Source organism: Paucimonas lemoignei, from assembly GCF_004342585.1.
Lineage (GTDB): Bacteria > Pseudomonadota > Gammaproteobacteria > Burkholderiales > Burkholderiaceae_D > Paucimonas > Paucimonas lemoignei.
Genome location: NZ_SLZQ01000020.1, coordinates 19,808 through 45,671, shown reverse-complemented (window position 1 = coordinate 45,671; position 25,864 = coordinate 19,808). Strand labels below are relative to the sequence as shown.

The window sequence follows — 25,864 nt, the reverse complement described above, 5'->3', positions numbered from 1 at the left end:
CCCGGCATTCACCTGGGCCGTGCCTGAACTGGTACGCGAAATCAAGCCCGAAGAAATGGATATCCCCATCCGCAACAAGCGTTAATCCGTTGCTGTAACCGCCCGCGCAAGCGGGCACAAAGCCGGAACTGGCGGAACAATCGCCAGTTCCGGAAAATCACGTAGAATTTTTAGCGGGGTGCGGCATGTCTGTACAAAAACTGGACGCGGCTGGCAAGAAAGCCGGAACCGTGTCGCTGGAGACGCGCGACTTGACGATCCGTTTCGGCGGTCACGTTGCAGTCAACGCGGTGTCATGTGCCTTTAAGACCGGCACGCTGACCGCGATCGTCGGCCCGAACGGCGCCGGCAAGACCACATACTTCAATCTGATTTCCGGTCAGCTGAATGCTTCAGCTGGCCAGGTGCTGCTGAACGGCCGGGACATCTCCCGCCTGCAAGCCTCGGCCCGCATGCATGCCGGCCTGGGACGCGCCTTCCAGCTCACCAGCCTGTTCCCGCGCCTGACCGTATTGGAAAACGTGCGCCTGGCGCTGCAATCGAAGCGTCAGATGGGTCTGGACATGTGGAATATCTGGAGCAGCCACAAGGACCTGATCGCGCGCGCCGAAGAGGTGCTCGAAGCCGTGGCCCTGACTGCCAAGCGCAACATGTACGCCGCTGCTCTGCCGCATGGCGACCAGCGTAAGCTGGAAGTTGCCCTGCTGATGGCGCTGGACCCGACCGTCTACATGTTCGACGAACCGACTGCCGGCATGAGCGTCGATGAAGTCCCGGTGATCCTGGACCTGATCCGCATGCTGAAGACCAAGACCGACAAGACCATCCTGCTGGTTGAGCACAAGATGGATGTGGTGCGCGAACTGGCCGACCGCATCATCGTGCTGCACAACGGTACCCTGATGGCCGATGGCGAACCGGAAGCCGTGATCGCCTCGCCTGTCGTTCAACAAGCCTACCTCGGTCTCGCGCCGGTTGGAGAAGCCGCATGAATGCCCCTCTCTTGAAACTCGAAGGCGTCAATACCCACATTGGCCCTTATCACATCCTGCACGGCGTCGACCTGCAAGTGCCGCGCGGCCAGCTGACCATGCTGTTGGGCCGCAACGGCGCCGGCAAGTCCACCTGCCTCCGCACCATCATGGGCTTGTGGCAGGCGTCCAAGGGCAAGATCACTTTCGACGGCCAGGACGTCACCAAGAAGTCCACTCCCGATATTTCGCAGGCAGGCATCGCCTACGTGCCAGAAAACATGGGGATCTTCTCGGACCTGACCGTGCGTGAAAACATGATTCTCGCGGCCCGCGGCGCACGCAGCGTCGAGGACATCGATCAAAAGCGCCTGGAATGGATTTTCTCGCTGTTCCCGGCAATGAAGAAATTCTGGGAATACCCGGCTGGTAAATTGTCCGGCGGCCAGAAGCAGATGCTCGCCGTTTCCCGCGCTATCGTCGAACCGCGCAAGCTGCTGCTGATCGACGAGCCCAGCAAGGGCCTGGCGCCGGCGATCATCGCCAACATGATTTCGGCCTTCCGCGAACTCAAGCAGACCGATACCACGATCCTGCTGGTGGAACAGAACTTCAACTTTGCCAAGCAGCTGGGCGACACGGTGGCCGTGATGGACAACGGCAAGATCGTGCACCGCGGCCTGATGGCAGAACTGGCTGAAGACGAAGCGCTGCAGACGCAGCTGCTGGGTCTTTCCCTGAACGCTCACCAATGAGGAAATCATGAGCACAGCTGAACTCCCCATTGCAAAAACTTCGAAGGCGCCAACCATTCCAAAGGCCAAGGTCGACTGGATTCCGTTGGCCCTGGCGCCGATCATGGCGCTGGCTTCATTGCCCTTCATTGGCTCAACCTCTACCTGGCTGACGCTGACCCTGGCAGGCCTGGCCATGGGCATGATCATTTTCATCATCGCCTCCGGCCTGACCCTGATCTTCGGCTTGATGGACGTGCTGAACTTCGGTCATGGCTTGTTCATCGCCGTCGGCGCATTCGTGGCAGCGACCGTGCTGGGCTGGCTGCCGGCCGAGTGGATGACCGCGGACAGCCTTGGCTTGAACTTGCTGGCGATGATCCTGGCCATGTTTGCGGCCATGGTCGTGTCCGGCATTGTCGGCTGGATCTTTGAGCGTGTCCTGGTGCGCAAAGTCTACGGCTTGCACCTGATGCAGATTCTTATCACCATGGGTGGTATGGTGGTCGGCGAAGAGCTGATCAAGGTGATCTGGGGCCCGGAAATGCGTCCGATGACGCTGCCGACTTCGCTGTTCGGTTCCGTGATCTTCATGGATGCCGGCATCGAGAAGTACCGCCTGTTCGCCGTGGTAGTCGGAATCATTGTGTTTGCCGTCATGATGCTGGTGCTGAACCGTACCAAGCTGGGTCTGCTGATCCGTGCCGGTGTGCAGGATGCCGAAATGGTGGAAAGCCTGGGTTACCGCATCAAGGCCCTGTTCGTTGGCGTGTTCGTGGTAGGTTGCGCACTGGCCGGCCTGGGTGGCGTGATGTGGGGCTTCTACCAGCAAAGCATCATTCCGCAGATGGGCGCCTCGATCAACGTGTTGCTGTTCATCGTGATCATTATCGGCGGCCTGGGTTCGACCGGCGGCGCCTTCCTCGGCGCTATCCTGGTTGGCCTGCTGTCGAACTACTCTGGCTTCCTTACCCCGAAAATCAACGCTGTCTCGACCATTCTGCTGATGGTTGCCATCCTGGTATGGCGTCCGAACGGCCTCTATAAGGTGACCAACCGATGATCTCGCGTCTCTTATCCAACGACTTGCCGCGCAGCCGCGTGCTGACCGGTATCCTGATCGTCATTTTCCTGGGCCTCGCGCTCGCGCCGTTCCTGTTCCCGAGCTCGCGCGCGCTGAACGTGGCTGCAAAGATTTCGATCTTTATCGTGCTGGTGGCCAGCTTCGACCTGCTGCTGGGTTACACCGGGATTTTCTCGTTCGCCCATACCATGTTCTTCGGTATCGGTGCCTACGGGATTGCCATCGCCAGTTCGCGCATGGGCCCGGGCTGGGATAGCCTGTTGATCGGCATGGGCGGTGCGCTGGCTTTGTCGCTGGCCCTGTCCCTGGTCGTGGGCCTGATGTCGCTGCGGGTGAAGGCAATCTTCTATGCCATGATTACCTTGGCGGTGGCGATGGCGTTCCTGACCCTGGCTGGCCAGATGTCCGATATCACCGGTGGTGAAGACGGCTTGAATTTCCGCCTGCCGGAAATTTTCTCGCCAGGCTTTACGTTGTCGGAAACACCGCTGTTTGGTGTTGAACTCAACGGCAAGCTGCTCACCTACTACATGGTGTTCTTCATCGCACTGGCGCTGTTCTTGCTGATGCTGCGTATCGTGAATTCGCCGTTTGGTCGCGTACTGCAAGCCATCCGTGAAAACGATTTCCGTGCTGAAGCGATCGGCTACCGTATCGTGGTGTTCCGTATCTGGTCGAACATTCTGGCTGCGCTGTTCGCCACCCTGGCTGGCTGCCTGCTGGCGCTGTGGCTGCGTTATAACGGCCCGGACACTTCCCTGTCGTTCGTGATCATGGTGGACATCCTGCTGATCGTCGTGATCGGCGGCATGGGCACGATGTACGGCGCAGTGGTCGGCACGGCCCTGTTCCTGACCGCGGAAAGCTATCTGCAGGAGCTGTTCAAGCTGGCTTCCGACGCTACCTCCAGCCTGCCGATGCTGTCGGCCCTGTTGTCGCCGGACCGCTGGCTGCTGTGGCTGGGTGTGCTGTACATCCTCTCGGTGTACTTCCTGCCCATGGGCGTCGTCGGCAAGCTGCGCTTGCGCGCGATGTTCAAGAAGAAGTAAGGCAGCATGCAGCCTAGCTCGCACTACCTGCGTTGCCATGGCCGTGAAATCCACTATGTGGAGTGGGGTGACAATGCGGCGCCCCCGCTCATCATGTGGCACGGCTTGGCGCGCACCTGCCGCGATTTCGATGATCTGGCGCTGGAATTGCGCGGCAGTTACCGCATCATCGCGCCCGACACGCTCGGGCGCGGTTTTTCTCAGTGGAGCCCGGTACCGGACGAAGAGTACTGCCTGGCTTTCTATGCGCAAATCGCGCAATCCCTGTTTGATCAGCTTGGCATCGAACGCGCCCGCTGGGTCGGCACTTCGATGGGCGGCGCCATCGGCACGCGCGCCGCGGCAACCACGCTCAAAGGCCGCATCAGCCACCTCGTCTTGAACGATAACGGCCCCATGCTGGCACTGGAAGCGCTTGAGCGCATCAAGGCCTATGCCGGCAATCCGCCGGAATTCGATACAGTCACCGAGTTGGAAGCTTATCTGCGCAAGGTGTATTTGCCGTATGGCTGGCAAAGCGCTGCGCAATGGCGCCGCATGGCGGAAACGTCGACTCGTCGTCTTCCCAACGGCAAGATCACTACGCATTACGATCCCGCCATGGTGCGGCAGTTTTTCGTGCATCCCAACGATTACCGCACCTGGGAATTCTACGATCAGCTGGACATGCCGACGCTGGTACTGCGCGGTGAAAATTCGGACCTGTTGTTGCAGGATACGGTCGATGAAATGACTCGCCGTGGCCCACGCGCTCAGGCAGCCATCATTCCGGATTGCGGTCATGCGCCATGCCTGAACGTGCCGGAACAAATCGAGATCGTGCGTCGATTCCTGGCCAGCTAGGCACGCACCTTCACGTCAGCAGCATTTTTCCTTTTGAATCGAGCCAGGAGCGACAATGCATTGGGCATTGCCGCGCCGCTGGCCGTATTGTCGAAGATGCACCAGGCGGTTTTTCCCTGCGCCTGATATTGCCGCAATTCGTTTTCAAGTTGCGACAGGTATTCTTCTGAATACGCCGAATGGTACATCTCTGGCGATCCATGCAGCCGGACATACACCGTTTTCGCGCCAGTAAAGAGCTCTTCGCACGGCGCCACGGGCGGATCGGCAATGACTTGGCTGATGCCGAACTCTTGCAAGAGTTGATTTGCTGCGGGCATGAACCAACTGCGATGCCGGGCTTCGCAGACAACCGGCGCGCTTGTCTGTTGAGTCAAATTCGCGAAAAACGCATGTACGGTTGGCGGATCGAACCGCAGGCTCGGTGGCAGTTGCACCAGAAGGCAGCCTAGTTTGTTTCCCAATTCATGAACTTCTTGCACGAACCCTTCAATGAGCGGCGCGACATTTTGCAAACGCTGATGATGGGTAATCGTACGCGGAACCTTGACCGAAAAGCGGAAATTCTCCGGAACGCTATCGCCCCAGCGCTGATAGGTTTCGGGACGATGCGAGCGATAAAAGGAACTGTTGATTTCGACCGCCGGCAAAACAGCACCATAGCGCTCCAAGTGACTTCCTGCCAGGGGAAACGAGGCCTTCTGCGCGCTCGCGATGCTCCAGCCAGCGCAGCCGATTAAAGGGGTAGATTCCTCAAGCATGTATCGTGACGCTAAGCATTAAATTTTATTCGCATGTTCCGGCCGACGCTGCAGAGCAACGGGCTAGGCAGATGGCCGCCGATAATTGCATGGCAGTCCACCGGTTTGAGTTAATAGGAATGCAACAAGTTCACGATGCGGAAAAGCCGAAAGGAAGACGACCCGGTGACGAAGAATCACCAATTTCTATGTCGCATGAATGAGTAACTCCTGCGAAAATGCTAATGTCACATCCTCGCACCTCAGAAACAAAACGACTCGCCACACGCGGCAAGGCTTTACGCTACACTGATATTTTTATTGCCAGAAAGAATCGTCATGTGGATTGCCAAACGCGCGCCAGAATTAAAAACCGTGTTGATCGCGGGCGGACTGGTGCTGACTCTGGCAATGGGAGTACGGCACGGCTTTGGATTCTGGCTGCAACCGATTTCACAAGCCAATGGCTGGACGCGGGAAACCTATTCGCTCGCCATGGCACTGCAAAACCTGATGTGGGGTGTATTCGGGCCGTTCGCCGGCGTGATTGCCGACCGTATCGGCACCGCGCGCGTGGTGCTGGTCGGCGCCCTGTTTTATGCGGCAGCCTTGCTCTGGATGGCATTGGTCACGCAACCGACTTTGTTCGTCATCGGGGCTGGCGCGCTGGGCGGCGCGGCACTTGCCTGTACCGCCTTCGGCGCCATCAGCGGTATCGTGGGGCGAGTCGCGCCGGCGGAAAAACGCTCCTGGGCTTTCGGCATTTCCTCGGCGGCGAGCTCCTTCGGGCAATTCGTCCTGATGCCGGTCGAACAGCAATTGATCTCGGCTACCGGCTGGCAAAATGCCTTTTATGTGCTCGCCGGCCTGCTGCTAGTGGTGATGATCCCGATGTCCTGGTATTTGCGCGAGCCGGTTTATCAAGAACAAGGCGGGCATCAACAAAGCATCGGCGAAGCGATCCGCGAAGCCTTCGCCTATAAACCTTTCCTGCTGCTTGTGGCCGGGTATTTCGTTTGCGGCTTCCAGGTCGTATTCATCGGCGTGCATTTGCCGGCCTACCTCAAAGACAAGGGCATCATGGATCCGAATGTCGCCGTGATTGCGCTTGCCCTGATCGGCCTGTTCAATATTTTCGGCTCCTACTACGCCGGCAAATTCGGTGGCATCCTGCCCAAGCGCTATTTGCTTTCCTCGATTTACATCACCCGCTCGGTGGTCGTCGCCCTGTTCCTGCTGGCGCCGCTATCGACCGCTTCGGTGTACGTGTTTGCTGCGGCGATGGGCTTTTTGTGGCTGTCGACCGTGCCGCTGACAAATGGCGTCGTGGCGAGCATCTTCGGCGTGAAGTACATGTCGATGTTATCCGGCTTCGTGTTTTTTTCGCACCAGGTCGGCAGCTTCCTCGGCGTCTGGCTGGGCGGGTATTTGTTTACCAAGGAAGGCAGCTACAACACGGTCTGGATGATCACCATCGCGCTTGGTGTGTTCGCGGCCCTCGTCAACCTGCCGATCAATGAAAAGCCGATTGTGCGCAAACCTGCGCTCGCTTAAGGGGCATATACTGACTCGCCGCCAAGTCATCGTGAGAGGCAGAGTGAAATGGACGACCAGATGAAATCTCGACGCAGCCGGCTCCAGCATATGCTGTTGGGCATACTGCTTGCCATCGTTCTGGCGGCGACCTTCATGGCTTATCTGCGGCCATCCTTTATCGTCGACCTGGCAAATCGCCTGGTGCTGTGCACATAGTTTCCACGCTGGTCCACTTACCATGTCTGCTGACATTTCACTGACCAACCTGGAAAAGCTAATCAACCACTGGCGCTTGAGTAAGCCTTCCACTGGAGAGGAGAGTACGCTTTCGCCGGAAGTGAATGCCTTGGCCAGCGTCTATGCGCAGATGATCTACGAGCGAAGACACGCGCTTCCCATTTCAGCGCTGCCGCCGTTTGTGCGGCAATTGATCGAGGAGTGGATGGCGCGCCAAGAGGCAATGCCGTCGCAGGCGATCAAATAACCTCGGATTGGAAGCGCAGCGCTGCGCCTAGACAACTATCCGGCGAGCGCACTTCAGCCAAGCTTACGCTGCCAGATGCCGCGCTTGCCGTAACGGTGCCGCGCTCTCGGCCTTTTTGTTTTCGGCCTGCGCTTTTTTCACGATATGCTTCTTGTGCGCCTGTCCCGCATAATCGCTTTCCAACAATGCACGCGCCGTGTCTGCCGATATGCCTTGCTCCTCCAGCCATTGCCCCACTAATCCGGCAAGGCGGTCCAGGGCGATGCGGTGTGTGGCGTCCGTCTTGGCATACAACCAGTCCGACAATGCCATAAAGCGCGCGAAGGGAGACTCACCCAGGATATGCGGCAGCGTATGGGCAAAGCGGCCGGAATTGGCGATCATGTCCCAGTAACGGGCAAAGCGTACCAAGCGTTGCATGTCGGCGAAACCGATGCGGTCATTTGCCAGAATCGTGTAGGGCGGATGGGCTTCATACACCATATGGAAATTTTCCGTATGGCGGATGATCGGCGTGCCACGCAAGCGCTTGAGGATGCCGAACTGGATTTCGTGCGGCTTGAGTGAATACAGAAAATCGAAGCCGCGCGCAAAGCTGTCGATATCCTCGCCCGGCAAGCCGGCAATCAAATCAACGTGCAAATGCGCGTGCGAGTGCTCGCACAGCCAGCGGATATTGTCGGCCGCCTTTTCATTGTTTTGCCGGCGGCTCACGTGTGCCTGGACTTCCGGGTTGAAGCTCTGGATCCCGATTTCGAATTGCAGCGTGCCCGCCGGGAACTTCACGATGGCATCCTTGAGCGCATCGGGCAGATGGTCGGGCACCACCTCGAAATGGGCGTATACCGGGTCTTCCGGATGCGCGGCCAGTTTATCGAGGAAGAATTGCATGATCTTCAAACTGGATTTGATATTCAGGTTGAACGTGCGGTCGACGAACTTGAACAGGCGAGCGCCGCGCGCATGGAGTTTTTCCAGCTCCGCCAGGAACGCATCGAGATCAAACGGCCACGCCGTCTTGTCGAGCGACGATAGACAGAATTCGCACTTGAACGGGCAGCCGCGCGATGCCTCGACATACAAGGTGCGATGCGCGATATCTTCATCGGTATAGAGATCGTATGGCAAGGCAAGGTCGTTCAATGGCGGCTGCACGCCCGCATGGATCTTCATCAATGGCTGCGGACCATGCAATACCTGCCGGCACAGCACGGCAAAGCTGACATCGCCCCAGCCGGTGATGACGTAATCGGCCAGGCGCACGATTTCCTGTTCGGCGGTTTCATACGACACTTCCGGCCCGCCCAGAATGACCGTCACTTCGGGTGCGACGCGCTTGAGCATCGACACGACCTTGGTGCATTCCTCGACATTCCAGATATAGACGCCAAGCCCGATGATGCGAGGGCGCGACGCCAGTAGCTTTTCCACGATTTCCGTCGTCTTCGTGCCAATGACGAATTCCTGCACGCGGGTTTGCTCCTGCAGTTCGCCCATGTTGGCAAGCAGATAGCGCAAGCCCAATGAGGCATGGGTGTAACGGGCGTTCAGGGTGGACAGCAGGATAGTCATGAAAAGAGACGGCGCAAAAAAAGCCTCATTCTACGCTGGAAGACTCGGGCGTGAAGGCATTGCTCCTGGACTACCCGAGCCGCGTCGGACGAATGGGCTACACTTAGCGCTAAACCATGCATGATGGCAGAAACGATATTGCGCAGGAGAATAATCAGATGGACATGAAGGCCAGCAACGATTTCAATCCGGATCAGCACCGCATTGCCCTGGTATTACAAGGCGGCGGGGCGCTCGGCGCTTACCAGGCCGGCGTCTACCAGGCGCTGCATGAGCACGGCTTGACGCCGGATTGGGTCGTGGGCACTTCCATCGGTGCGATCAACGCCGCCATTATTGCCGGCAACAAGCGTAGTCGTTGCCTGGCTCAGCTGAAGGAATTCTGGGACCGCGTGGCTCATGATGATGCCTTCGACATGAACCGCGTCTCCGACGCCGCCCGGCAAATGAATATCCGCATGGCGACCTTCGACACGCTATTGCGCGGTGTTCCCGGCTTTTTTTCGCCTCGGATGATGCATCCTTTTTCGCTTGGCATGCCCGTCGATCCGGAACAGGCCAGTTTCTACGATACCGCTCCGCTGGCAAAGACGCTCCACGAACTGGTCGATTTCGATTACCTGAATACTCCGGGCGGCATGCGCCTGACTATCGAAGCGATGAAAGTCACCTGCGGCCGCCGCGCCATCTTCGACAACCGCCAGCGCCATATCAGCGTCAAGCACATCATGGCCAGCGGTGCCCTGCCGCCCGGTTTTCCGCCAGTACGCATCGACGGCGAGTTGTACTGGGACGGCGGCTTATTCTCCAACACGCCGCTGGAAACCGTGCTGGACGATGAGCCGCGCGTCGATACCTTGTGTTTCATGGTGGACTTATGGAGCGCTTCCGGCGATGAACCGACCACCATGGATGAAGTCGCGACTCGCCAAAAGGATGTCATGTATGCCTCCCGCTCGAAAAACCACATCGAGCATTACCTGGAATTGCATAACCTGCGGCGCATGGTGCGCAAGCTGCATAGCGAGTTGCCGGAGGAGTGCAAGAAGCGCACGGCGCATGTCCTCGATGCCGTCGGGCGTGACTCGACCATCCACATCGTGCGCCTCGCGTATTCCGGGCGGGACTGGCATATGGCGTCGAAGGATGTGAATTTTTCGCGGGGATCGATACGCTGGCGCTGGGAACAGGGTTATCAGGATGCGCTGCGGGCAATACGCCACCGCGGCTGGACGAGTTTCGTGCCGGCCGAGACCGGCATCGTGGTCCACGAGTTGGTGCCGGATGAAGCCGAGTCAGTGAGTGCCAAATAGGCTGCCTATGAGGCTGGCTATGCGCAGACTCGACCATCTTCTGCGCAACCTTTGCGCTGCAACAAGAAATTGCCAGAAAAATATTTGAATAACTGGCAACTCCTTTCTATAATCCGCTGGCTGCAATGCAACAATGAAACGCAGAAACAACTCGTGCCCGGCTTGAAAGCCACTTAATGTGTGGACCAAGCAACATAAAAAATATTTTGTTGCGTCGCACAAAAAAGTTCTTGACAAAAGTAAAGAGGGGCCTAAAATAGCCATTGTTGCGGTGCACAACCGGCGCTGCCCCTAATCACTGTTATTCCTTATCTACTAGGAGAAGCAAATGTTTTCGTACCAAGACCAATTTTCCGCTGCTACCAAAGCTAATGTCGAAGCTCAACTCGCCCTGGTTACCGCGCTGACCAGCAAAGCCTTCGAAGGCGTCGAAAAGCTGATCGACCTGAACCTGACCGTTGCCAAGACTTCGCTGGAAGAGTCCAACGCCGCTGCCAAGCAATTGCTGGCTGCCAAGGATGCACAAGAATTCTTCTCGCTGGCCGCTGCCCAAGCTCAACCGAACGCTGAAAAAGCCGCTGCCTACGCTCGTCACATCGCCAACATCGCTTCGTCGACCCAGGCTGAAATCACCAAGACTGCAGAAGCGCAAATCGCTGAAACCAGCCGCAAGGTTGCTGCTCTCGTGGACGACGTGGCCAAGAATGCTCCGGCTGGTTCGGAAAACGTGATCGCCATCGTTAAGTCGATGATCGGTAACGCCAACGCTGGTTACGAACAATTGGCCAAGACCACCAAGCAAGCTGTCGAAGCCATCGAAACCAACCTGAGCAGCGCAACGGCGCAATTCACCCAAGCCGCTGAAAAAGCTACCGGTCGCACCAAGAAGTAATTCTTCTCGCTGCTGAGAACCGAAAACGGGCCGCATCGCGGCCCGTTTGTCGTTCAGGAGTGCCGGTTTTGGTAGCCCGGTGCTTCTTTGAGTAAGGCTTTGCCGGAGCGGCAAACCGAAGACGCGCTTTCTTTTTGCCGGCAGGTCGCCTCGTCGGCATATTCGCTGGTAATGACGAAGTTGGTATTTCCTCTTACCAGATACCAGGCGTCTTCTTTATAAGACGGAGCGGTAGTGATCCACCCTAACTTGAATGCGGCCAATCCTGCCACTGCAACCAAGGCCACCGCGCTCATGACATAGCGCGCACGTCGTTCCAGCATTCCAATCGATACAGCCATTTTATTCTCCAAAGCAATAAAAATATGATGGCTGAAATAATGCAGAATGGCGAGTGCTTTGCAGAAAAATTGTGAGCTAGGGCCACCGAATTGTAGCCAAAGCTGAAATTTTTTGTCGCTTGGATAAGCTTCTGGATGGACTTGCATTGCACCGATGGCAATTGGTAAAAATAGTTATCAGCGCATTTGATCCGCCAGCAAACCGTGCGAGTCATTAATCAGTACTTAATGCAACAGACATGCATGCCTGCACAGTGCATTCGCTGTAAACTGCGGGCTTATAAAATAATGAAGCTTTCCACATCTGCGATATGTACAACGACTCTCTCAATGAATCAGGCGCTGCAAAAACGGCAGCGCCGCGCCAACGTTCCGCCATCGTCGTGCGCGGCTCGCACATTCATGGCAGAGGCGTCTTCGCCACGCGCCTGATCAAAGCAGGCACGCGCATCATCGAATACAAAGGCGAGCGTATCAGCGAGGATGAAGCGCAGCGACGGCACGGCCGCGACCCGGACAATCCGCATCACACATTTTTCTTCAGCCTGGAAGATGGCCGTCTGATCGATGGCGATGCCGGCGGCAACAATGCGCGCTGGATCAATCATGCCTGCGAACCAAATTGCGAAGCTCGCGAGGAAGATGGCCGCGTCTTCATTTATGCCCTGCGCGATATCCAGCCGGAAGAAGAATTGGGTTACGACTACGGTCTCATCATCGAAGAGCGCCACACGCCGACCGTGAAACAGAATTATGCATGCCGCTGCGGTGCGCCGACATGTCGTCAGACGATGCTGGCCCCAAAGAGAAAAAAATCTGCAAAAAAATAGATCGCCACGGCGACCAGATTTTTATCGTGAGCAAGTAAGTGCAGGCGTAATTTTTCTTCGACTCAATAATTCCATTGTTATCCGTTAACTTTCATTTCCCCCATTAATTTTTTAACGATTTCTTCGCGTTTTCCTACTCTACAATCAGTCACTGTCCTATGCCATTGAGCGGCTTCCCCTGCTAGCATCCTTTTAGTAGCCGGATGCAAGGCGACTTGTTTTTCGTGACATTGCACACTTTAGGAGACCAACATGAACTTCATTATCTGGATAGTAGTTGGGGGCATCATCGGTTGGCTGGCAAGCTTGGTCATGAAGACCGATGCAGAGCAGGGAATGATTTTGAATATTGTGGTCGGTATCATTGGTGCATTGCTGGGTGGCTGGTTGCTGGCACCGCTGTTTGGCACAGGGACGATTAATCAGAACGACTTTAGTTTGGGTTCGCTGCTGGTGTCATTCCTTGGCGCTATCATCCTTCTGGCCATCGTTAATCTGGTACGACGCGGTCGCACACGCTAAGTAGCAGCCATCCTTTGCTGGCTGGCTAGGCGAGATCATCCATTTAGCAGAACAGCATCAGCACGCAAGAAAAAGGCAAGTCTGCAAAGACTTGCCTTTTTTGTTGTCGCGATAGCGGATCCAGCTGCAGATGCAGATCAGCCGGCCTTGAGGTTTTTGAACATATTTATGACGAATGCCAGTACGGCCAATGCCGCCGCGATCTCTGCTAACGCCATGACGGGAATCACTTCCTTGTGACCAAACAGCAGCAGAGTGAGGGTGACCATCATGACGGGCAGTGCAAGGTTAAGAAGCCAGAAGTGCAGCTTGGCCAGGCGGCTTTGCGCTGCCAAGGGAAAGAGGCTGTAAATCAACCCGGATAAGGCCAGTGTCGTCCAGCCAAGCAGATTGACATGGGCATGCACCGGCCGCAGCGTAAAGTTTTCACTCGCCCCCATCGCAATACCGATAACGATGCCTAGCACCAGATAGAGGCTGGCAAGCTTTAGCCAGATAATGCCGGCCGAAGAAAACGCCGGCTTTGTATTGACGACAGTTGCGTGGGCAAGTGTTTCGTTGCTCATGGTATTTTCCTTTTCATTGTTAGTTACCCTGACGCGCATCCCGGCCGGCATAAATCCGGCGTGACCCGACAACCGATGGCTTTGCCTACTCTCGGATGTTTGCCGCATCGCAACCGCTGAGGCTGATCGACACGCCGCCCTGCATGAAAGCGGCAGGGGTAGCATCGATCAATAGCGATGAAGATGTTGGCATATTGCAAATATTACACAGCTGCGGCTAAAAATCCATTATTGCAATAGTCTTCGCCGGTAATATTGAACGAGCAGGAAAGATGCCATAATTAAATTTTCATTGGCAGAGTAAATAATGATTCTTGAGATTGCAGATATCCGTATCCAGGCAGACCGTCAAGCCGAATTCGACTTGGTCATTCAGCGCGGCGTCACGGAAGTAATTGCTAAAGCTAAAGGGTTTCAGGGTTTTAAGATCAATAAAGGGATCGAATCACCTGAGCGATATGTATTAATGATCTTTTGGGAGACATTGGAAAACCATACCGTTGATTTCAGGGAGTCGCCTGCTTTCACCGAATGGCGCGCAATCGTCAGCCCCTACTTTGCCCAGCCTCCTGTTGTTGAGCATTTCAGTTTGCTGGCAAAATCTAACTAAATTGCAATTTCTTAGATACGCAAGACATCCACATCAAAGCGCAACCTTTATAGCGGCGTATAGTCAAAAACAAGTGTTGATTTTGACAAGGGGAATGACATGCGCGTCGATATTTACCGTCGTCCAGAATCCGGTGGACAGTTTTCTTACTTGGCCGTGCCAGAAGGCAAGGTTATTCCAGATGAAGCGATCAGCGTCGATTGGGAAGCGGCGGAACGAAGCGTCGATCTGGAAGAAAGCGTGGACCGCTTGCCGCAGTTTTCAATTGAAGACCCGGTCGAACAAATTTCGTCGAAGGGCTATGCCATTACCAGTGTAAAAACCTTGGGCGACGGCGAATTACCGATGTGATTTTCTTTTTCAGTAAAAAAGCAGGGACGTCATCAGGACGTCCCTGCTTTTTTATTGGATTGTCATGGCCTGATCCAGGCAAGGTGTTACGGTCTTCTTTTCGATATTGGCGTTACGCTCAGATATTGTCATCTCATCCGCTTTTTTGCACATTTCGCTGAAAAAGCCGGCATTTTCGCGTTCCTTGATTGAACCGCGGCAAGAGAAAGTGGACTAAGAAGAAGAATCGCTTTTCGATAAGCAATTATTGCCCTGCCACATCTCATACCCCGGAGAAAATATTTATGACGAGCAGCATTTCCAGCATCAAGCGACGTCAATTCTGGCGCAAGATCCTGATCGCTTTGATCAGTGTCGGCGTGATTGGCGGCGCTGCCGCGTATTTCACTTATAAACAGAATCACCGCATCACGCAGACATATAGCTATTTTGCCGCCGACCTGGAAGCCGGCAAAATCGGCACCGTGCGCATCGCGCCCAACCGCGACAGCGGCAAGGCTGATGTCACGCTGAAGGATGGCGGCCGCTATATCGTCGAGCTGCCGTCCATGGATGTGGATGCCGCCAACCGCTTTACCGCCAAGGGCGCCAATGTCGAGATTGACCCGCATGCCATCAACCTCGATACCATGCTGCCGATGATCGTGTTGCTGGCCGTGCTGGGCTTGTTTGGCCTGATCGCTTCGCGTCCTGAGCCGCTGGCCCTGCCTTTCCGGAAGAAGCAGCGTCAATCGCAAGTCTGCTTTGCCGATGTGGCCGGCGCGGAAGAAGCGAAAAAGAACTTGATGGAAATTGCCACTTACCTGAAGGCGCCGGACGTCTATGAAAAAATCGGCGCCAACTTCCCGCGCGGCGTCGTGCTGTACGGTGACCCGGGTACCGGCAAGACCTTGCTGGCCAAGGCCTTGGCTGGCGAATCCGGCGCGAACTTCATCGCCACCAATGGTTCGGAATTCAGCTCGATGTTCGTCGGCGTCTCGACCCTGAAGATCAAGCGCCTGTTTGCCAAGGCGCGTGCGATGGCGCCCTGCGTGCTGTTCATCGATGAAATCGATGCCGTCGGCGGCAAGCGCATGAATGAAGGTTCGGCCGCTGCGCGTGAAATGAGCAGCACCCTGAACCAGCTGCTGGTGCAGATGGATGGTTTCGAAGCCAATAACGGCGTCATCGTCGTCGCCGCCACCAACCGTCTGGATTCGCTCGACCCGGCCTTGCTGCGCTCGGGACGTTTCGACCGCCGTATCCAGGTCGGCAAGCCGAACCTGAAGGAGCGCGAGCAAATCCTGAAAATCCACGGCAGCAAGGTCCGCGTCGAGGACAATCTGAACTACAGTGAAATCGCCCGCCAGACCATCGGCTTCTCCGGTGCCGATTTGGCTAACGTGATGAACCAGGCGGCGATGATCGCCGTGCATAACGGCGCCGACAAAGTCGCGCTGGAGAATGTTCTGCGTGCTCGCAATGTCATGCTGATGGGTGAAGAGCGCCGCTCGACCCTGTCGCTGATCGATCAGGATGCGCGTCGCCGCCTGGCAGTCCATGAGTGCGGCCATGCCATCGTCGCCATGGCTGGCGGTACCGATCCCGTGACTGCGGTGTCGATCGTGCCGCGCGGCCAGTCGCTGGGCCAGACCTTCATGGCGCCGACGAATGATCAGCTGCTGGTGGAGCGTAAGCATCTGGTGAACCGCTTGCACGTGCTGCTGGGTGGTCGCGTGGCGGAAGAGTTGTTCATGCACTCGATGACCACCGGCGCCGACGATGACTTGCAGCGCGCCTCGGATATCGCGCTGAACCTGGTGTGCCGCCATGGCATGTCGGAATTCGGCCTGCTGACGATCGATGAGCATTCCAGCCCGCAGATGCGCTATGAAGCGGAAATGAAAGCGATGCACATCATGGCGCAGGCCAAGCAGAATACCTCTGCCATCCTGACCACGCACCAGAATGTGATGGATGCGATGGTGGAGCGCTTGCTGGAAAAAGAAGAGATCGATATCGATGATATCAAGGTATTCCAGGCGATGATGGACGATAACCCGGTGGCGCTGGCAGTCGCTGCGTAATCGATCCGGCCATTTCCCGGTAAAGAAAAACGCCCGCATATAGCGGGCGTTTTGTTTTGGCTGCGGCGTTATTTAGTTGACTTGCTGGATGCCTGCCAGGAGCCAGCCGCCCTGGCCGTTGGCCGGCTTGGTCAGGTTCCAGATTTCCGCGAACGGTTCTGCTGCGGCGTGCTCCGATTCGCGGATCATGCCATCGAACTTGACGCTGGCAACATATTCAGTGCCCACCGTTTCAATGCCCAGCAAATCGGCATTGAGCGAAACCACATCGGTATGGTTGGCCGACGCACCGCGCTCTTGCAGTTGCAGACGCAGTTCGCCGAACATTTCCGGCGTTGAAAATTCGCGGATATCGTTGATATCGGCACGATCCCACGCCGCTTGCAGGCGGATGAAGTTGCTCTTGGCGTGACGTAGGAAACCTGTCGTATCGAAATCAGCCGGTACGCCAAACGGCGTCACACCGGTGTCGGCAGCATTGCCCGATGCCAGCGGCGCAGCTGAAAAGGCGGCCGGTTGCACCGGTTGTGCGGGTTCCAGGCGCGAGCCGATGTTCGGCGTATTGAAGCCGGAAGAATTCGCACTCGCATAGGCCGGGCGCATCGGTTCCTGATGACCCGATTTACGCTTGATCATGCGATAGATGAAGAATGCCGCTGCTGCCAGCAAGGCGATCATCAGGATCGAGCTGATGGCACTGGCCAACGCACCGCCGATGCCCAGGTGCGACAGCAAGGCTCCGAGACCCAGACCAAGCAGGGCGCCGCCCAACATCCCTTTCCACGGGCTGGCCGGCTTGGCTGCCGCATTCTGCGCATTGTTGGCCGGTGCGGCCTGCCGTTGTGCGGGTGCTGCCTGGTTATGCGATTGCGAAGGTGGTGTAGCCTGGCGGCTCATGCTTTGCGACTGCCGGCCGAATGATCCGCCGCCACCCATGCGTTTGGCTTCGGCATCGGGAATGCCCGCAGTCAGTGTCAGTGCACCGACCAGCATCGCTGTTAACAGTGTTTTCATGCAAATCTCCAATAAAAGCTTGCGGCGTGTAAAGCGTGCACTTCCGCGTGAATTCAGTCATAGATCATAGGACAAGCTGGAAACCCTATGACGCTTCATGGCACATAATAGTGCCGGAATGCTCATATAAAAAGCGAAATTAATGGAACTTACACTTCCGAAAAATGGAAGTATTCAACATTCTTGCCGTCGTTTCGGCTCACAAACCGAAGTCTGAGTCCACCGTACGGCCTGGAAAAGGAAGAAATCTGCTTCCCATAGATAACATGCAACCAATGCGAAAGCAGTATGTCTATTGAGTTCATCTCCTTGCCCTCTTCTGATATATCGGGAACTGCGGCTTGTTGTTTCGACGCTGATTGATCTCCGCTATGGCGCATACGGTAATTCCATCGCAAAAGACCTCCCCACAGTTCTCTGACAAAGACAATATCTTTCATGAAGAAGCGATTCGGCCCAGAAAAAAAAGACGCAAGACGCAGGATGCCGGCGCAACAGCGGCAGAAGCCGGGCAGCATGCCCATGAGCGCACCGCCAGGCTGCAGCAGATCAATGCCTTGCTGACGGAAGAAATCGCCGAGCGGCGCCGCGCCGAGCAAGCCCTGCAGCAATCGCAGCAAGTCTTGCGGGAATTGGGGCGGCATACCGGGGAGATTATCGAGGAAGAGCGCAAGCGCATTGCGCGCGAATTGCATGATCAGCTCGGCCAGAACCTGATGGCGCTGCGCATCGATATTCTGATGATGCAGCGTGCGGCCGGCAGCGATCATCCGGTGGTGGTGGAAACCGTGCAGTCGGCGCTGAACAATATCGATAGCATGATCAAGAATGTGCGGTCGATCATCAATAACCTGCGCCCTGCCGTGCTCGACCTGGGCTTGATTGCGACCTTTGAATGGGAGATCAAGGAATTCGAGCGGCGCAGCGGCATAACCTGCTCGCTGACGACGGATCGCAGTGAATTCATGATCGACGATGCGCGTGCCCTGGCGCTGCTGCGCATATTGCAAGAATCGTTGACGAACGTCGCCCGCCACGCCAATGCCGACCATGTCGACATCTGCTTGCATGGCGATCGGCGTTACCTGTATTTGCAAGTCGCCGATAACGGCGTGGGAGATTTTCCCAACTGTCGCCGCAAGGCCAATGCGTTTGGCCTGGTCGGCATACAGGAACGCGTATCGGCTTTGGGCGGCAATCTCTCGATCACTACGGAAAAAGGCAAGGGATTGACGCTGATGGCCAGCTTGCCCTTGCCGCCGGAATAGCGGCAGGGCACACGCGACTTGCAGAAGAGGGATGGCGCCGCTCCTGCGCGCGTGATCATTACGCTTGTAGCCGGTGCGGCGGTTCCGGCTCGTCGGTAGCCTGGGTATTGAGCGGCACCGACAGCACCAATACCGTGCCCTGGCCGACGATACTTTCCACCGTCATTTGACCGCCGATAGCGCTGATGCGCTCGCGTATGCCGAGCAGACCAAAGGATTTCGATTTGCGCCGGTCGCCCGGATACATGCCGACGCCGTCGTCGGCAATGCGCATGAAAAGTTGGCTACCCTTGCGGTCCAGTGCGATGTTGACATTGCCGGCATTGGCGTGACGGGCGACGTTCGTCAACGACTCTTGCAATATGCGGAACAGCGTCGTGGTTTGTTCTTCCGTCAGGCAGCGATCGAGTTCGTCCGCCTTGGCGAACAGTTCGCAGACAATGCCGGTGCGGCGTTGGAATTCCTCGATCTGCCATTGCAGGGAGGCGTACAATCCCAGGTCCAGTACTACCGGGCGCAGGTTGTTGATGATGGCGCGTACGCTCTTGATGGTATTGTCGATATTGTTGAGAACGGTCTCGACCTTGTGATGCAGCTTGGGATGGCTTTTGGCCGTACGGGCATGCAGCATGGAGACGTCGATGCGCAGCGCCAGCAGGTTTTGTCCCATCTCGTCATGGATTTCGCGCGCGATGCGTTTTCTTTCTTCTTCCTTGATGACTTCCTGGTGCACGGCCAGCTGGCGCAGCATTTCCTCATTCTGCTTTTGTTCGGTGATGTCAAGCATCGACCCGATGAGGATGGTCGGCGGCGCATAGCCGCTGGGCACCGGCTCGCCCTGCAATAGCACGTGGCGAATCGTGCCATCGGGGCGCACGACGCGCAGCGTCTCGCTGTATTCGCGGCGCGCTTCGACGGCCGCGTTGACGGCGGCGGAAATGCGACGGCGATCCTCAGGATGGATCAGGTCGAATCCGGCCGGGATGCTGAGTTTGATCGACCCGGGCTCGAGTCCGCAGATACGGAAGAATTCATCGGACCATTGCGCTTCCTGGGTGACGAGGTTGATTTCCCAGCTGCCGACATGGGCGGTACGCTGCGCGATGGTGAGGATATTCTGGGTCTGACGCAGCGTGTCTTCGGCACGGCGGCGTTCTTCGATCTGCGACTTCAGCTGGGCGTTGGCGACCACCAGTTCGCGGGTGCGCATCGCCACGCGGGCTTCCATGGCGTCATGCGCGGCCTGCAGCGCTTTTTCCGTGCGCTTCAAGTCGGTGACATCCAGGCTAACCGTGATGGCGCCGAGAATCTTCTGCTGGTTATCTCGCAGTGGCATGGCGGAAGTGCGCAAAATTCTGCGCTGGCCATCGTTGGCCCGCATGATTTCCACTTCCTGGTTCAAGGTCACTTCACCATGCTCGAGCGCGCGCACGATGCTGGACTTGTCCTGGGTGATGCTTTCCCCCGTGCCGATATCCCAGGCTTTCAGCCAGGGCAGCTGCAGCTTATCGCCGGGGCTTGTGCCCATGATTTCATGGGCGGCGGGATTGGCCATGCTGAGCGAGCGGTCCGGCCCGATGACAACGACGCCGACAGGCATCAATTCCAGCACCTGGCGCAATAAGGCTTCGCTCTTTTCCAACTCCATGCGCAACTCGTCACGGCGCAGATGATGATTGATGAGCAGGTACAGCCCGGTCAGCAGGATGGCCAATGACGATACCAGCATGGCGGCGCTGATTTGCGTGCGTCGGATGCCGGCGCGCTTTTCCTGGTCGAGACGATGGTGGCGCTGATTCTCGTATGTAGTGATGCGACTGAAGATTTCCTGCAGTTGGGCACTGCTGGCATTGCTCGACTTGACGTTAGCCAGGCGCTCGCTGCCTTGACGGCTCGGACCCTGCTTCATCATGTCGATTTTTTCCGGAATGATCGTCTGCAATTGCTGCAGATAGGCTTGCAATTCCAGGTCGTCTTGCACCAGGTCGGCAAGCGAAGCGACCGAGGCATCCAAGGCTTCCAATGCCGCATCGCGTTGCAATAAGGATTCCTGATCGCCATTGAGCATGTAGCCGCGATGAGCGGCAATGGCTAGGGCCATGCTGGAACTGATTTTTTCGGTAGCGAGCAAGACCGCATTGCTATGGTCTTCTTCGCTATTTACTTTCATCGAAGTCATCATGCTATCCCACACGATGCCTGATAGCAGCGCCAGAAAGAGCACCGCCACGATGAAGCCAGTCAGCACGAGGAGCTTAATTGTCCATTTTTTTTTCATTCTGGAAATACAAGCGCCGTCGAAGTTATTCTTCTTTTATCGAAAAAAGGCATTTTAGGGCCTTTTTAGACGGTAAGCCTAATTTTTACGAAAAAACCCACCAATCCCACGAGAGATATGGGAATTGGTGGGTTTTATGACCGGTCCAGGACCGGCCTTAGAGCCGCTGGTTAACGCGTGCTCGACGTGGTGCTGCTGACGCTGCCGCCGCTGCTGCCCGAGGAGGCGCTGCCGCCGGAAGAGCCGGTCCCGGACGAGGTATCGCTACCGGAGCTGCCACTGCTGGAAGTTGCGCTCGGCGGTTGCTGGCTGTTTGACTGACCACCGCTAGCGGCAGGATTGGTGCCGGCGATGCCCCCAGTGCTGCCCCTGCCCGACGAGCTGGTGCCCGAGGAGGAGTCGCTACCCGAGCTGGAAGAACCCGACGTGCCGCTCATGCTGCTGCCGGACGAACCTGTACCGGACGAACTGGAGCCAGAGGTATCGCTACCGGAGCTGCCACTGCTGGAAGTTGCGCTCGGCGGTTGCTGGCTGTTTGACTGACCACCGCTAGCGGCAGGATTGGTGCCGGCGATGCCGCCAGTGCTGCCGCTGCCCGACGAGCTGGTGCCCGAGGAGGAGTCGCTGCCCGAGCTGGAAGAACCCGACGTGCCGCTCATGCTGCTGCCGGACGAACCTGTACCGGACGAACCGCTGCTTTGATTGCTGTTGCCCGACGAGCCGTCGCTGTCATAGCCGCTGCTGCCAGCGCCAGTGGTGGCGCCAGCACCGGCTGCTGCGCCGGATTTGGAACTCTTGGCCTTATGGTGTTTTTTCTTGGCATGACGCGGTTTAGCTTTCGTGCCGGAATCGGTCGAGGAGCTAGTCGCGCTGCTGCCAGTGTCGCTGCCGGATGAGGATGCGCCGCTTTGTTCCTGCTTCATCCGCAATTCTTCTGCGCGTTGCTCGACGGCGGCTGCCTTAGCGGGATCGGTGGTGCTCGAGATGTCACTGCTGGAACTCTGGGCATAGGTGACACTTGCGGCACCCAACATTGCAATCAAGGTGGCCAATTTGAGTTTCTTCATAGTTATCTCCGTAGATATAAAACGGGAACGGCATTCATGGCAAAGAACCGGAATGCAATAGACGAGGAACAAATCAGACTCACTGCATACGTGTCGGTTTCGTCAACACGTTGGAGAAATCGCAAGTTTTCCTTTATTTTTTTATTAAGCTCAAAAGACGGTGCGGCTACGCGAACTTTCCTACCACGCGGAGACCAAAGACGCTTTTTTTATCGATGCATTTCTGAAATTTCCTGCGGCATTCAGATTTGCAGCCTCATGGAAATAAAAACGATGCTTGCCGAGGCGCATTTTGAATGCGACCACACTGTCGATTTGATATCGCGTAAGTGCATGGCAAAACCTCATGTTTTCCTACGTCACTTTGCGAGGGCCTCCTACTTTCACGGCGCGTTGGCTTTTATATATTGCCGAGACACTTCACAAAGACAACGCAAAGGAGAGCGCCATGAGTGATGAAGCCGATATCGCAAACGATCAAGTCGAATTGAACCGGTTGGCAGCAATCGAGGCATGCCGTCATCGTCCCGGCCTGATTCCTAAAGGCTCTTGCTGGTTCTGTGACGAGCAGTTGCCGCTCGGGCAGAAATTCTGCGACCGCGATTGCGCGTCTGACTATGAATTTGAGCAGGCTGCCATGATTCGCAATGGCCGGTCGCCCGGCCAGGAATTGCTGCTCGATTGAGAAGGGAGATTGGGGGCGGCGCCAGCCGGCGGGGATCGCTTAACCGAAGATAATCCACGCCAGCAGCAAGGCGCCGAGCGCAATCCGCGTGACATTGTAGGCGGTGCGGTTCCAGGCCTTGAAGCGGCGGCGGTATTGACCGATGAGCCAAACGAAACGGAACAGGCGATTGATGCCGCCAGTCTGGTCGCCGGTTTCGTTTGGCGAGCTTGCCGCCGTCATGAGCGTGCGACCGAGCCAGCGGTTGAGCACTTGCGCCCAGCGGTAGCGCATGGGCCGCTCGATATCGCAAAACAGGATGACGCGGTCACTGGCGCTATTGTTTTGCGCCCAGTGGATATAGGTTTCATCGAAGACCACGCTCTGGCCATCGCGCCAGCTGTAGCGCTGACCGTCGACGTCGATGAAACAGGCATCGTCGTTTGGCGTCGATAAACCGAGGTGATAGCGCAGCGAGCCGGCATACGGATCGCGATGCATGTTCAGCTTGCCGCCTGGCGGGAGCTCGGCAAACATCGCCGCCTTCACGCATGGGATTTCCTTGAGCAGGGCCACCGTCTTGGGGCACAGGCGTTCCGCCGAAGGATGGCTGGCGTCATACCATTTCAGATAAAAGCGCTTCCATCCGTATTTGAAAAACGAATTGAAGCCGGCATCGTCATTTTTTTCCGCAGCCTTAATTTTTTGCAGGGCGATCAACTGCAAGGCTTCGTCGCGGATCATTTCCCAGTTGGCATCGAGCTTGCGCAATTGCGCAAAGCTTTCCGACGACAGATAAGGCGTCGATGGCACGCCGGAAAACATGTGCATGAAAGTGTTGAGCGGCGCCACCACCGAAGAGTGGTCTACCAGCTGACGCAGGAATGGCAGCCGTACTCGTCCGCGGAAATGCACATGGAGAATCGATAACAGGTAAATGGCAATGATTGTCCATTTCATGGTGGAGCCCGGAATATTGAAATAACAAAGAAGGAACGGCTGCAGGGAAGATGTCAGGCCCAAGAGAACGTCTGGCTGATTGCGCACTATGGCGCATCCTCATTGAGCGGCAGGCCTGCTGCGCCGCGGCACATTATATACGCGAATTCACTGGCATTCCGGCGGCAAAGGCTTGTTCCGCCAACAGTTGCCAGTTCCGCCATCTAACGGCAAGTCCAGTCGGGATTGGCTGGCTTCGACTTGTCCGCGCGGCCATATGGGCAGGGCCGCACACGCATTCTGTCAATGTTAAGTATCATGCAAACAGACGCAGCCATTCCTTCCATTCCACAGTTCGCGATTGTCCCTTATGAGCACACTATTCTCTCCCATCAAACTAGGAAAACTGACGCTTCCCAACCGTATCGTGATCGCGCCGATGTGCCAGTATTCGGCGCAGGACGGCAATGCTGCGCCCTGGCACCTGATGCATCTCGGGCAGTTGGCGCTTTCCGGCGCCGGCCTGCTGATCATCGAAGCCACCGCAGTCGAAGCGGATGGCCGCATCTCGGCGCGCGACCTCGGCTTGTGGTCGGATGCCAATGAACAGGCGCTGGCGTCGACGCTGGCGGCGGTGCGGCAGCACTCATCGATGCCGATCGCCATCCAGCTGGCGCATGCCGGCCGCAAGGCCTCCACCAGCGTGCCCTGGGAAGGCGGCACCCTGCGCCCCTCCACGGCCGGCGGCTGGCGCACCTGGGCACCTTCGCCCCTGCCGTTCATGCATGGCAATGAAGCGCCACTGGCGCTCGATGACGCCGGTTTGCGGCGCGTGCGCGAGGCATTCGTGGCTGCCGCCGTGCGCTCGGCGCGCCTTGGCATCGATGCCATCGAAATCCACGCCGCGCATGGTTATTTGCTGCATCAGTTTCTGTCACCCTTATCCAACCAGCGTGACGATGCCTATGGCGGTTCGCTGGAAAACCGCATGCGCTTTCCGCTGGAAGTGTTCGACGCGGTCCGCGCCGCGTTTCCCGCCGAGCGGCCGGTCGGCGTGCGCGTGTCGGCCACCGACTGGGTCAAGGGCGGCTGGGATCTCGAGCAGACCGCTGCCTTTGCGGCCGCGCTCAAATCCCGCGGCTGCGATTTCCTCGATGTCTCCAGCGGCGGCTTGTCGCCGCAGCAGCAGATTGCGTTGGGGCCGGGTTATCAGGTGCCGTTTGCCGAGCGGCTCAAGCACGAGGTGGGCATGCCAACCATGGCGGTGGGCTTGATCACCGAAGCGCGGCAAGCCGAAACCATCGTCACATCCGGCCAGGCCGACATGGTGGCACTGGCGCGCGGCATACTGTACGACCCTCGCTGGCCATGGCATGCCGCTGCCGAACTGGGGGCGCAGGTGGAAGCGCCGCCGCAGTACTGGCGTTGCCAGCCGCGCGAGCACAAGGAGTTGTTCCGCGGGGCGAAGCTGGGTTAGCGCTAGGCTGGCGTTTGTCGCGAAGAGGGGCGAAAGCCCCTTTTTTATTTGACGTCTTACAACAGTCATGTTTGCAGCTGCATGCAGTCGGCATAGAATGTGTCTCTAATGCAAAATAAAGCCGGTGGCAGCGATGCCGGCACCGATAAAGCAAACGGGATCACATGGCTGAAGTCAAGTTCGCCTGGCAAACCAGGACTTAAGCATGCGCTCTTGGCCAGCAATGAAATATTGGGACTGACGTCATGATCAAAGCAGCCGTCATCGATGGCAATGCCATTTCGCGCAATCTGTTGTCTACGCTATTGTCGAATGGTGGCTTTGACGTGGTCGGCGACGGCAATGCCAGTTCCGCAAGCCTGGCGGCCATCACCAGGCTGCATCCGCAGCTGGTCTGCATCGATATCGGCACGGTGGATGAAGCGGGCTGGGAACGCCTTGATGCAATTCGCAACGGCTTGCCCAAGGCTCTGGTATTCATGGTGTCGGGCCAATTTGAACCGGCAACGGTGCAGATGGCGGCGCAGCGCGGCGTGCATGGCTTTATCGTCAAGCCATTCAAGGAAGCCACGGTGTTGGCCACCATCCGCAAAGCCGTCATGAAAGTCGCAAGGGAACATCAAGCGCGCAGCACTGCACCGGACGCGTAATGG

The 25,864-nt window shown here is 56.9% G+C and carries 27 protein-coding genes; 19 read left to right on the top strand and 8 right to left on the bottom strand.

All coding sequences use genetic code 11. The features are described from left to right. Positions 1-185: 185 nt before the first annotated feature. From EDC30_RS18850 to EDC30_RS18830, 5 genes are all read left to right on the top strand, one after another. Complete coding sequence (locus EDC30_RS18850; protein ID WP_132260424.1) at positions 186-992, top strand: ABC transporter ATP-binding protein; 807 nt, start codon at positions 186-188, stop codon at positions 990-992. Further along, on the top strand, positions 989-1,726 hold the full coding sequence (locus EDC30_RS18845) for an ABC transporter ATP-binding protein (RefSeq protein ID WP_132260422.1): 738 nt from the start codon (positions 989-991) through the stop codon (positions 1,724-1,726). Before EDC30_RS18850 ends, EDC30_RS18845 begins: the two co-directional genes overlap by 4 nt. Positions 1,727-1,829: 103 nt before the next feature. Continuing rightward, the gene (locus EDC30_RS18840) at positions 1,830-2,768 is read left to right on the top strand and encodes a branched-chain amino acid ABC transporter permease (protein WP_243656865.1); all 939 of its coding nucleotides are present in this window, start codon (positions 1,830-1,832) and stop codon (positions 2,766-2,768) included. After that, positions 2,765-3,838, top strand: a complete 1,074-nt coding sequence (locus EDC30_RS18835) for a branched-chain amino acid ABC transporter permease (protein WP_132260419.1) — start codon at positions 2,765-2,767, stop codon at positions 3,836-3,838. Before EDC30_RS18840 ends, EDC30_RS18835 begins: the two co-directional genes overlap by 4 nt. A 6-nt stretch (positions 3,839-3,844) precedes the next feature. After that, a complete protein-coding gene (locus EDC30_RS18830; protein WP_132260417.1) occupies positions 3,845-4,681 on the top strand; it encodes an alpha/beta fold hydrolase in 837 nt (278 codons plus the stop codon). Here the strand turns inward: EDC30_RS18830 and EDC30_RS18825 are convergent. Next, positions 4,678-5,442, bottom strand: a complete 765-nt coding sequence (locus EDC30_RS18825) for a DUF72 domain-containing protein (protein ID WP_132260416.1) — start codon at positions 5,440-5,442, stop codon at positions 4,678-4,680. The two genes, EDC30_RS18830 and EDC30_RS18825, sit on opposite strands and share 4 nt — an antisense overlap. Before the next feature lie 318 nt (positions 5,443-5,760). Here EDC30_RS18825 and EDC30_RS18820 point away from each other — a divergent pair, with 318 nt between their 5' ends. From EDC30_RS18820 to EDC30_RS18815, 3 genes are read left to right on the top strand one after another with little or no spacing between them, the layout of a single operon-like run. Further along, complete coding sequence (locus EDC30_RS18820; RefSeq protein ID WP_132260414.1) at positions 5,761-6,975, top strand: MFS transporter; 1,215 nt, start codon at positions 5,761-5,763, stop codon at positions 6,973-6,975. Between the two features lie 60 nt (positions 6,976-7,035). Beyond that, positions 7,036-7,173: a hypothetical protein gene (locus tag EDC30_RS19550; RefSeq protein WP_165973888.1), complete on the top strand. Its 138-nt coding sequence runs from the start codon at positions 7,036-7,038 to the stop codon at positions 7,171-7,173. A gap of 22 nt (positions 7,174-7,195) precedes the next feature. Further along, complete coding sequence (locus tag EDC30_RS18815; protein ID WP_132260412.1) at positions 7,196-7,441, top strand: DUF3717 domain-containing protein; 246 nt, start codon at positions 7,196-7,198, stop codon at positions 7,439-7,441. Between the two features lie 63 nt (positions 7,442-7,504). On the opposite strand, the gene EDC30_RS18810 is transcribed toward EDC30_RS18815, so the two are convergent. Next, positions 7,505-9,013, bottom strand: a complete 1,509-nt coding sequence (locus tag EDC30_RS18810; protein ID WP_132260411.1) for a B12-binding domain-containing radical SAM protein — start codon at positions 9,011-9,013, stop codon at positions 7,505-7,507. Between the two features lie 164 nt (positions 9,014-9,177). Here EDC30_RS18810 and EDC30_RS18805 point away from each other — a divergent pair, with 164 nt between their 5' ends. Further along, positions 9,178-10,326 carry a patatin-like phospholipase family protein gene (locus EDC30_RS18805; protein WP_207907331.1) on the top strand — a complete coding sequence of 383 codons (1,149 nt, stop codon included), beginning with the start codon at positions 9,178-9,180 and terminating at the stop codon, positions 10,324-10,326. 328 nt (positions 10,327-10,654) lie between these two features. After that, entirely contained in the window at positions 10,655-11,218 is a 564-nt protein-coding gene (gene phaP / locus EDC30_RS18800) for a TIGR01841 family phasin (RefSeq protein WP_132260407.1), read from the top strand. 53 nt (positions 11,219-11,271) lie between these two features. On the opposite strand, the gene EDC30_RS18795 is transcribed toward phaP, so the two are convergent. Continuing rightward, positions 11,272-11,706: a hypothetical protein gene (locus EDC30_RS18795; RefSeq protein WP_132260406.1), complete on the bottom strand. Its 435-nt coding sequence runs from the start codon at positions 11,704-11,706 to the stop codon at positions 11,272-11,274. A gap of 164 nt (positions 11,707-11,870) precedes the next feature. On the opposite strand from EDC30_RS18795, the gene EDC30_RS18790 reads away from it, so the two are divergent. Next, positions 11,871-12,389 carry an SET domain-containing protein gene (locus tag EDC30_RS18790; RefSeq protein WP_132260404.1) on the top strand — a complete coding sequence of 173 codons (519 nt, stop codon included), beginning with the start codon at positions 11,871-11,873 and terminating at the stop codon, positions 12,387-12,389. Between the two features lie 252 nt (positions 12,390-12,641). Then, entirely contained in the window at positions 12,642-12,911 is a 270-nt protein-coding gene (locus EDC30_RS18785) for a GlsB/YeaQ/YmgE family stress response membrane protein (protein WP_132260402.1), read from the top strand. 137 nt (positions 12,912-13,048) lie between these two features. Here the strand turns inward: EDC30_RS18785 and EDC30_RS18780 are convergent, their stop codons facing one another. Further along, on the bottom strand, positions 13,049-13,516 hold the full coding sequence (locus EDC30_RS18780; RefSeq protein WP_207907330.1) for a heme-copper oxidase family protein: 468 nt from the start codon (positions 13,514-13,516) through the stop codon (positions 13,049-13,051). A 268-nt stretch (positions 13,517-13,784) separates the two neighbouring features. Between EDC30_RS18780 and EDC30_RS18775 the strand changes: the two genes are divergently transcribed. The 3 genes from EDC30_RS18775 (at position 13,785) to EDC30_RS18765 (ending at position 16,504) form a co-directional block, all read left to right on the top strand. Next, on the top strand, positions 13,785-14,087 hold the full coding sequence (locus EDC30_RS18775; RefSeq protein ID WP_132260401.1) for an antibiotic biosynthesis monooxygenase family protein: 303 nt from the start codon (positions 13,785-13,787) through the stop codon (positions 14,085-14,087). A 99-nt stretch (positions 14,088-14,186) separates the two neighbouring features. Next, positions 14,187-14,438 carry a DUF6139 family protein gene (locus EDC30_RS18770; RefSeq protein ID WP_132260399.1) on the top strand — a complete coding sequence of 84 codons (252 nt, stop codon included), beginning with the start codon at positions 14,187-14,189 and terminating at the stop codon, positions 14,436-14,438. Between the two features lie 284 nt (positions 14,439-14,722). Continuing rightward, positions 14,723-16,504, top strand: a complete 1,782-nt coding sequence (locus EDC30_RS18765; RefSeq protein ID WP_132260397.1) for an ATP-dependent metallopeptidase FtsH/Yme1/Tma family protein — start codon at positions 14,723-14,725, stop codon at positions 16,502-16,504. A 72-nt stretch (positions 16,505-16,576) separates the two neighbouring features. On the opposite strand, the gene EDC30_RS18760 is transcribed toward EDC30_RS18765, so the two are convergent. Beyond that, positions 16,577-17,518 carry a Tim44 domain-containing protein gene (locus tag EDC30_RS18760; RefSeq protein WP_132260396.1) on the bottom strand — a complete coding sequence of 314 codons (942 nt, stop codon included), beginning with the start codon at positions 17,516-17,518 and terminating at the stop codon, positions 16,577-16,579. Positions 17,519-17,889: 371 nt separating this feature from the next. Here EDC30_RS18760 and EDC30_RS18755 point away from each other — a divergent pair, with 371 nt between their 5' ends. Beyond that, entirely contained in the window at positions 17,890-18,786 is an 897-nt protein-coding gene (locus tag EDC30_RS18755) for a sensor histidine kinase (protein ID WP_132260394.1), read from the top strand. A 58-nt stretch (positions 18,787-18,844) separates the two neighbouring features. Here EDC30_RS18755 and EDC30_RS18750 read toward each other — a convergent pair whose 3' ends face one another. Then, complete coding sequence (locus tag EDC30_RS18750; protein ID WP_132260392.1) at positions 18,845-21,064, bottom strand: PAS domain S-box protein; 2,220 nt, start codon at positions 21,062-21,064, stop codon at positions 18,845-18,847. Positions 21,065-21,234: 170 nt separating this feature from the next. Next, on the bottom strand, positions 21,235-22,131 hold the full coding sequence (locus tag EDC30_RS19545) for a hypothetical protein (protein WP_165973887.1): 897 nt from the start codon (positions 22,129-22,131) through the stop codon (positions 21,235-21,237). A gap of 448 nt (positions 22,132-22,579) precedes the next feature. On the opposite strand from EDC30_RS19545, the gene EDC30_RS18740 reads away from it, so the two are divergent. Beyond that, complete coding sequence (locus EDC30_RS18740) at positions 22,580-22,816, top strand: hypothetical protein (protein WP_132260389.1); 237 nt, start codon at positions 22,580-22,582, stop codon at positions 22,814-22,816. A gap of 39 nt (positions 22,817-22,855) precedes the next feature. Here EDC30_RS18740 and lpxO read toward each other — a convergent pair whose 3' ends face one another. Then, on the bottom strand, positions 22,856-23,755 hold the full coding sequence (gene lpxO, locus EDC30_RS18735) for a lipid A hydroxylase LpxO (RefSeq protein ID WP_132260387.1): 900 nt from the start codon (positions 23,753-23,755) through the stop codon (positions 22,856-22,858). Between the two features lie 349 nt (positions 23,756-24,104). Here lpxO and EDC30_RS18730 point away from each other — a divergent pair, with 349 nt between their 5' ends. Both EDC30_RS18730 and EDC30_RS18725 read left to right on the top strand, forming a co-directional pair. Continuing rightward, positions 24,105-25,211 carry an NADH:flavin oxidoreductase/NADH oxidase gene (locus EDC30_RS18730; RefSeq protein ID WP_132260385.1) on the top strand — a complete coding sequence of 369 codons (1,107 nt, stop codon included), beginning with the start codon at positions 24,105-24,107 and terminating at the stop codon, positions 25,209-25,211. Positions 25,212-25,456: 245 nt separating this feature from the next. Beyond that, a complete protein-coding gene (locus EDC30_RS18725; RefSeq protein ID WP_132260384.1) occupies positions 25,457-25,861 on the top strand; it encodes a response regulator in 405 nt (134 codons plus the stop codon). Positions 25,862-25,864: the final 3 nt, after the last annotated feature.

What these genes read in the sequence shown, in the direction of transcription:
- EDC30_RS18815 (WP_132260412.1), top strand. Translation starts at nt 7,196, where the DNA reads ATGTCTGCTGACATTTCACTGACCAACCTGGAAAAGCTAATCAACCAC.
- EDC30_RS18790 (WP_132260404.1), top strand. Translation starts at nt 11,871, where the DNA reads ATGTACAACGACTCTCTCAATGAATCAGGCGCTGCAAAAACGGCAGCG.
- EDC30_RS18810 (WP_132260411.1), bottom strand. Translation starts at nt 9,013, where the DNA reads ATGACTATCCTGCTGTCCACCCTGAACGCCCGTTACACCCATGCCTCA.
- EDC30_RS18840 (WP_243656865.1), top strand. Translation starts at nt 1,830, where the DNA reads ATGGCGCTGGCTTCATTGCCCTTCATTGGCTCAACCTCTACCTGGCTG.
- EDC30_RS19550 (WP_165973888.1), top strand. Translation starts at nt 7,036, where the DNA reads ATGAAATCTCGACGCAGCCGGCTCCAGCATATGCTGTTGGGCATACTG.
- EDC30_RS18730 (WP_132260385.1), top strand. Translation starts at nt 24,105, where the DNA reads ATGAGCACACTATTCTCTCCCATCAAACTAGGAAAACTGACGCTTCCC.
- EDC30_RS18760 (WP_132260396.1), bottom strand. Translation starts at nt 17,518, where the DNA reads ATGAAAACACTGTTAACAGCGATGCTGGTCGGTGCACTGACACTGACT.
- EDC30_RS18785 (WP_132260402.1), top strand. Translation starts at nt 12,642, where the DNA reads ATGAACTTCATTATCTGGATAGTAGTTGGGGGCATCATCGGTTGGCTG.
- EDC30_RS18835 (WP_132260419.1), top strand. Translation starts at nt 2,765, where the DNA reads ATGATCTCGCGTCTCTTATCCAACGACTTGCCGCGCAGCCGCGTGCTG.
- EDC30_RS19545 (WP_165973887.1), bottom strand. Translation starts at nt 22,131, where the DNA reads ATGAAGAAACTCAAATTGGCCACCTTGATTGCAATGTTGGGTGCCGCA.
- EDC30_RS18765 (WP_132260397.1), top strand. Translation starts at nt 14,723, where the DNA reads ATGACGAGCAGCATTTCCAGCATCAAGCGACGTCAATTCTGGCGCAAG.
- EDC30_RS18750 (WP_132260392.1), bottom strand. Translation starts at nt 21,064, where the DNA reads ATGAAAAAAAAATGGACAATTAAGCTCCTCGTGCTGACTGGCTTCATC.
- EDC30_RS18775 (WP_132260401.1), top strand. Translation starts at nt 13,785, where the DNA reads ATGATTCTTGAGATTGCAGATATCCGTATCCAGGCAGACCGTCAAGCC.
- phaP (WP_132260407.1), top strand. Translation starts at nt 10,655, where the DNA reads ATGTTTTCGTACCAAGACCAATTTTCCGCTGCTACCAAAGCTAATGTC.
- EDC30_RS18755 (WP_132260394.1), top strand. Translation starts at nt 17,890, where the DNA reads ATGGCGCATACGGTAATTCCATCGCAAAAGACCTCCCCACAGTTCTCT.
- EDC30_RS18830 (WP_132260417.1), top strand. Translation starts at nt 3,845, where the DNA reads ATGCAGCCTAGCTCGCACTACCTGCGTTGCCATGGCCGTGAAATCCAC.
- EDC30_RS18740 (WP_132260389.1), top strand. Translation starts at nt 22,580, where the DNA reads ATGAGTGATGAAGCCGATATCGCAAACGATCAAGTCGAATTGAACCGG.
- EDC30_RS18850 (WP_132260424.1), top strand. Translation starts at nt 186, where the DNA reads ATGTCTGTACAAAAACTGGACGCGGCTGGCAAGAAAGCCGGAACCGTG.
- EDC30_RS18725 (WP_132260384.1), top strand. Translation starts at nt 25,457, where the DNA reads ATGATCAAAGCAGCCGTCATCGATGGCAATGCCATTTCGCGCAATCTG.
- EDC30_RS18805 (WP_207907331.1), top strand. Translation starts at nt 9,178, where the DNA reads ATGAAGGCCAGCAACGATTTCAATCCGGATCAGCACCGCATTGCCCTG.
- lpxO (WP_132260387.1), bottom strand. Translation starts at nt 23,755, where the DNA reads ATGAAATGGACAATCATTGCCATTTACCTGTTATCGATTCTCCATGTG.
- EDC30_RS18820 (WP_132260414.1), top strand. Translation starts at nt 5,761, where the DNA reads ATGTGGATTGCCAAACGCGCGCCAGAATTAAAAACCGTGTTGATCGCG.
- EDC30_RS18780 (WP_207907330.1), bottom strand. Translation starts at nt 13,516, where the DNA reads ATGCGCGTCAGGGTAACTAACAATGAAAAGGAAAATACCATGAGCAAC.
- EDC30_RS18770 (WP_132260399.1), top strand. Translation starts at nt 14,187, where the DNA reads ATGCGCGTCGATATTTACCGTCGTCCAGAATCCGGTGGACAGTTTTCT.
- EDC30_RS18825 (WP_132260416.1), bottom strand. Translation starts at nt 5,442, where the DNA reads ATGCTTGAGGAATCTACCCCTTTAATCGGCTGCGCTGGCTGGAGCATC.
- EDC30_RS18845 (WP_132260422.1), top strand. Translation starts at nt 989, where the DNA reads ATGAATGCCCCTCTCTTGAAACTCGAAGGCGTCAATACCCACATTGGC.
- EDC30_RS18795 (WP_132260406.1), bottom strand. Translation starts at nt 11,706, where the DNA reads ATGCAAGTCCATCCAGAAGCTTATCCAAGCGACAAAAAATTTCAGCTT.